Annotated in this window: 4 protein-coding genes and 1 pseudogene; 3 read left to right on the top strand and 2 right to left on the bottom strand. The window is 72.4% G+C overall.

All coding sequences use genetic code 11. The features are described from left to right. The 3 genes from AC2W7G_RS11105 to AC2W7G_RS11095 form a co-directional block, all read left to right on the top strand. Positions 1 to 1,009: amidase (locus AC2W7G_RS11105; RefSeq protein ID WP_485868481.1), on the top strand; the 1,009-nt coding region annotated here is incomplete at its 5' end. A gap of 118 nt (positions 1,010 to 1,127) precedes the next feature. Beyond that, positions 1,128 to 2,141, top strand: coding sequence for an HpcH/HpaI aldolase/citrate lyase family protein (locus tag AC2W7G_RS11100; protein ID WP_485868480.1), 1,014 nt, complete (start codon positions 1,128 to 1,130; stop codon positions 2,139 to 2,141). 8 nt (positions 2,142 to 2,149) lie between these two features. Continuing rightward, a complete protein-coding gene (locus AC2W7G_RS11095; protein ID WP_485868479.1) occupies positions 2,150 to 3,022 on the top strand; it encodes an HpcH/HpaI aldolase/citrate lyase family protein in 873 nt (290 codons plus the stop codon). Positions 3,023 to 3,079: 57 nt separating this feature from the next. Here the strand turns inward: AC2W7G_RS11095 and AC2W7G_RS11090 are convergent, their stop codons facing one another. Further along, on the bottom strand, positions 3,080 to 3,637 hold the full coding sequence (locus AC2W7G_RS11090; protein WP_485868478.1) for an alkaline phosphatase: 558 nt from the start codon (positions 3,635 to 3,637) through the stop codon (positions 3,080 to 3,082). Between the two features lie 50 nt (positions 3,638 to 3,687). Beyond that, positions 3,688 to 3,831 (bottom strand): annotated as a pseudogene (locus AC2W7G_RS11085) (alkaline phosphatase); the annotation flags it as partial. Positions 3,832 to 3,850 lie beyond the last annotated feature (19 nt).

The raw sequence follows: 3,850 nt of genomic DNA, 5'->3' as shown, positions 1-3,850 counted from the left end.
CGTCGTCCCGGCCGCCGGTGCCAACGACGGCGCGGCTCGGATCCGCATCCCCCGCGGCGTGCAAACGGCCTGGTGGGGGCTCAAGCCCAGCCGCGGCCTCGCGCCCCACGGCCCGCAGACCGGCGAGTCGATGATCGGGATGGCCGTGCAGGGGGTCGTCGCCCGCACCGTCCGCGACAACGCCGGGCTGCTGGACGTCATCGTCGGCCCGCACCCGTACGCCGGCTACCAGGCCCCGGTGCCCGAGCGGCCGTTCACCGAGGCGATCAAGGACGCGCCCGGACGCCTGCGCGTCGGGTTCTCGGCCCGGTCGGCCATCACCGCGGACCCCCACCCGGAGGCGGTCGCGGCCATGCACGAGGCCGCCGCGCTGCTGGCCGAGCTCGGCCACGAGGTCGAGGAGGTCCCGCCGCCGTACGACGACGAGGCCCTGGCCCGCGACTTCCTGACCATCTGGTTCGCCAACCTCGCCGCCGAGGTCGAGCTCACCAAGGCGCGCACGGGCGCCACGAGCCGCGACTTCGAGGCCGACACGCTCGCCATCGCCGAGATCGGCCGGGCCGCCGGCGTGGTCGCCGCCCAGCAGGCGCTCACGAACGTCCACGGGTACGTCCGTTCGCTCGTGGACTTCCAGCAGTCCTACGACCTCTTCCTCACCCCGACGCTGGCCAAGCCGCCGCTGCGGGTGGGCGAGCTGACCACCGCTCCCCTGCTGCAGCGCCTCTCGCGCGTCGTCAGCCGGGCCAAGGGCGGACGCGTGCTGGCCATGACCGGCATCCTGGACGACCTGGTCAGCCAGAACCTCGGCTGGGTGCCCTACACGCAGCTGGCCAACCTGACCGGACGCCCGGCGATCAACGTCCCCCTGCACTGGACCCCCGACGGCCTGCCGCTCGGCGTGCAGCTGGTGGGCCGGCTGGGCGAGGACGCGCTGCTGCTGCAGGTCGCCGCGCAGCTCGAGCAGGCCCGCCCGTGGGCCGCGCGCCACCCGGCGCCGCTCGCCCCGTGACGTGACCCAGGCAACTCGGCGGGGGTGAGCAGCCTTCGCCATACTGGCGAGCACGTCACAGTCGGAACCGAACGGAGCTGTCGTGCGCAATCCCCGAGCTTTCCTTCGTCCGCTGGCCGTGGGCGCCCCCGCCCCGGTCGCGGACATCCCCTTCCGTCCCTCGCGGATGATCCACTTCTTCGACCCCAGCAACGAGAAGATGGCGGCCAAGGTGCCGGACATCGCGGCGAAGGTCGACATCATCCTGGGCAACCTCGAGGACGCGGTGAAGACGGAGAAGAAGGAGGCCGCGCGCCAAGGCCTGGTCGACATCGCGAAGGCCACCGACTTCGGCGACACCCAGCTGTGGACGCGGGTCAACAGCCTGGACTCGCCCTGGGTGCTGGACGACCTCGTCACCCTCGTCACCGAGATCGGGCACAAGCTCGACGTGATCATGGTGCCGAAGGTGGAGGGCGCCCAGGACATCCACTACGTCGACCGGCTGCTCGCCCAGCTCGAGGCCCGCGCCGGGCTGGAGCGCCCGATCCTCGTGCACGCCATCCTCGAGACCGCCGAGGGCGTCGCCAACGTCGAGGAGATCGCCGGCGCCAGTCCGCGCATGCAGGGCATCAGCCTCGGCCCGGCCGACCTCGCCGCCAGCCGCCGCATGAAGACCACCCGGGTCGGCGGTGGTCACCCCGGCTACCTCGTGCGGCAGGACCCGACGGGCGACGACCTCACCGCGGGCCGCACGACGTACCAGCAGGACCTGTGGCACTACACGATCGCGCGCATGGTCGACGCCTGCGCCGCGAACGACATCCTCCCCTTCTACGGCCCGTTCGGGGACATCAAGGACGTCGTCGCCTGCGAGGACCAGTTCCGCAACGCCTTCCTGCTCGGCTGCGTCGGCGCGTGGAGCCTGCACCCGGTGCAGATCGACATCGCCAAGCGGGTCTTCTCCCCCGCCCCCGAGGACGTCGCGCACGCCAAGCGTGTCGTCGAGGCGATGGGTGACGGCTCCGGTGCCGTGATGATCGACGGCAAGATGGAGGACGACGCCTCCTGCAAGCAGTGCCTGGTCATGCTCGACCTGGCCAAGGCCCTGGCCGAGCGCGACCCCGAGCTGGCCGCCGCCTACGACCTGTGAGGAGAGCCATGACCGACACCCTGCTGCGGCCCCGCCGCTCCGTCCTGTACATGCCCGGCGCCAACGAGCGCGCGCTGGAGAAGGCCAAGGGCATCGACGCCGACGCGCTCATCCTCGACCTCGAGGACGCCGTCGCGCCCGACGCGAAGGTCGAGGCCCGCGAGCGCGTCTGCGCCGCCGTCCGCTCCGGCGAGTACGGCCACCGCGAGCTGGCCATCCGGGTCAACGGCCTGGGCACCCAGTGGCACGACGACGACCTCGCCGCCGCGGCCCAGGCCGGTCCGGACGCCGTCCTGGTGCCGAAGGTGAACTCCGCCGAGGAGGTGCACGCCCTCGTCGCCGCGCTCGAGCGCCACGGCGCCCCGGCCTACACGCAGCTGTGGGCCATGATCGAGACGCCGATCGCGATCCTGCACGCCGAGCAGATCGCCACGGCGCACGAGCGGCTCACCGTCTTCGTCATGGGCACGAACGACCTGGTCAACGACAGCCACGCGCTGCACGTGCCGGGCCGCGCGCCGCTGGTCCCGTCGCTCACCTGGGCGCTGCTCGCCGTCCGCGCCGCCGGCAAGGTCGTGCTCGACGGCGTCTTCAACGACGTCAAGAACCTCGAGGGCTTCGAGGCCGAGGCGCGCCAGGGCCGCGAGATGGGCTTCGACGGCAAGACCCTCGTCCACCCCTCGCAGGTCGAGCCGGCCAACGCTGCCTTCGGGCCGAGCGACACGGACGTGGAGGACGCGCGCGGCCTCATCGCCGCCTTCGAGGAGGCCCAGTCCCAGGGCAAGGGCGTCGCCACGTTCAACGGCAAGATGGTCGAGAGCCTGCACGTCCGCGACGCGCAGCGCATCCTCGCCTTCCACGAGGCGCTGCAGCAGCGCTGAGCCCGCGCGACGGGGCCGGGACGATGACTCGTCCCGGCCCCGTCGTCGTGCTGGTCGTCAGCGGCGCTGCTTCTCCAGCCCCAGGGCGCGGGAGATGGTGAAGAACAGGTCGGTCTGGTCGGTCAGGCCGACGACGTTGGCCGCCTGCGGTCCGTAGCCGGCGATGCGCAGCTGCGAGCCGGTGTGCTGCTGCGAGCCCTCGGCCTCGGCGGTCGCGTAGTTGATCGTCATCGGACGGTCCTCGTTGGTCAGCAGGTTCACCGTGTAGCCCGGCGTGGTGGAGCCGGCCTCGACGATCTGGCTGGTGTGCGCGTGGTCGGCGGTCACGATCACCGTGGTGTTGCCGTCCTTCTTGGCGAAGTCGAGCGCGACCTGCACGGCCTCGTCGAGGTCGATCAGCTCGCCGATCTGGCCGCACGCGTTGGCCGCGTGGTCGGCCTTGTCGATGCTCGCGCCCTCGACCTGCAGGAAGAACCCGGCGTCCTTGCCGCCCCTGCCCTTGCCGTGGCCCTTGCCGTGGCGGTCGCCGTCGTCGAGCAGGTCGATCGCCTTGCCGGTGAGGTCGGCCAGGGTCGGCTGCGCGTCGGTGCGCTCCGGGTTCTCGGTGCAGCGCACGGCCGGCCTGCTGCCGCCGTCGGCGGTCGCCTTCGGGCCGACCAGCGCTGGGCGAGGTTGCCGGACGCGAACAGGCCGAGCAGCGGCGTGCGCTGGTCGGCCGAGCGGACGGCGTCGAGGGAGTCGGCGTCGTCGACGAGGCGGTAGCCGCGCTCGAGCGCCTGCTCGACGAGCGCTTGCCTTCCTAGCGCCAGGCCGCCGGCGCCTCGAGCA

Source organism: Aeromicrobium sp. PFPM2_SD2, assembly GCF_057364525.1.
This window is presented reverse-complemented; position numbering and strand designations above follow the sequence as displayed.

Coding starts and splice junctions, on each gene's coding strand:
- AC2W7G_RS11095 (WP_485868479.1), top strand. CDS start 2,150: ATGACCGACACCCTGCTGCGGCCCCGCCGCTCCGTCCTGTACATGCCC.